Origin of the sequence: Kitasatospora nipponensis, assembly GCF_039528135.1 — a bacterium.
Lineage (GTDB): Bacteria > Actinomycetota > Actinomycetes > Streptomycetales > Streptomycetaceae > Kitasatospora > Kitasatospora nipponensis.
The window spans coordinates 1-1,285 of sequence record NZ_BAAALF010000475.1 but is presented as its reverse complement, the minus strand read 5'-3'; the positions used below and the strand labels follow the sequence as shown (position 1 = coordinate 1,285).

The 1,285-nt window shown below is 58.9% G+C and carries 2 protein-coding genes; one reads left to right on the top strand and one right to left on the bottom strand.

Going from position 1 to position 1,285, the window contains the following annotated elements:
* Window positions 1–341, top strand: a 341-nt coding sequence (locus tag ABD323_RS41285) for an acyl-CoA dehydrogenase family protein (RefSeq protein ID WP_344447229.1), incomplete at its 5' end; no start/stop codon positions are given.
* Between the two features lie 757 nt (window positions 342–1,098).
* On the opposite strand, the gene ABD323_RS46155 is transcribed toward ABD323_RS41285, so the two are convergent.
* Window positions 1,099–1,284, bottom strand: a complete 186-nt coding sequence (locus ABD323_RS46155) for a toxin glutamine deamidase domain-containing protein (protein ID WP_425556342.1) — start codon at window positions 1,282–1,284, stop codon at window positions 1,099–1,101.
* Window position 1,285: the final 1 nt, after the last annotated feature.

The following is a 1,285-nucleotide window of genomic DNA, read 5'->3' as shown; positions in this document are numbered from 1 at the left end:
AACCCCCCATCACCGCCTTCCAGCTGACGCAGCAGAAGCTGGTCGAGATGATGCTCGAAGTGGAGAATTCCTACCTGGTGGCCCACCGCATCGGCCGCCTCAAGGACGCCGGCCAGTGCGGCCCCGCCCACATCAGCTTCGGCAAGCTCAACAACGTCCGCACCGCCATCGAGGTGGCCCGAACCGCCCGCACCATCCTGGGCGCCAACGGCATCACCGTCGAGTACCCGGTCCTCCGGCACGCCAACAACCTCGAGTCCGTCCTCACCTACGAGGGCACCTCCGAGATCCACACCCTCGTCCTCGGCGAAACCATCACCGGCGAGTCGGCCTACCGCTGACCGTGTGTCGCATCTTCCGATGCATCTGCATAGGCGGACCGGTCACCTGCTGACCAGATCGACCAGCTCAGAACGCCGCCTCGCGCACCCCGGCTTCCTGGACAGCACGGGCCTCTCCCTGGACAGCTGACGCTGGACTCGCGCCCTCGCTGCTCGTTCGCGCCGGAGTTCAAGGTCGAGATCGTCAAACCCGATGGCCTCGCCCTCACTCACCACGTCCTCGATGACCAGCGACGGCAATCCCGGAAGCGCCACGCCCACAAGCCCGTTGACCTTTCGCATGCAATGCTAAATGAAGGCCGCCACCGTTCGTCACCACCGATTAAGGGGCAGAGCAAATTTACAGACCCGTCCCGGGGAGTTACAGAGGCCCCGCCGGGACATTTCGGCGGGGCCTCTGCTGGGTAAGGCTATGGGCTAGCAAGGGGTATCCCTTTGAGGATCGAGACCCTGCTATTTTGGATGGCTGATCACATAAGTCCACGATTAATATATTCGAGAACTTCTAGCATGTCGATGAAGTCACACTCTCCCGTCTCTAGATTTACCGATATCGGCAAATTTCCCATCAGACTTGCGCTACTAATTCCGCGATCCAGGAACTCTGTTGTGTCGTACGGGATGATGAGCAGGTTTGCATCGCCGAATGACGCTTCCGGAATTATTCTCACTTCGGACGGGTGAGTCCATGTTTTGACATCTTCCGCGAGGAATTCAGCGCCCAGTTGGAGAGCTGAAGATCTATCTAGAGTCATAGCTACCTTGTCCTTGCGACCCAGTATTCTCTCCAAGATGGTACATGGGTAGAGAGTCCCTTTTGTCCGTCAATAAAAACCGCCACTCCATCAATGTTTACTACGTTGAACATATGCCCAACTCCCCTGGTTGGCCAGCCCCCAACTAGGCCCTGCCCGCCGGGCCCCCAGCTGATGACCTCTTGCACG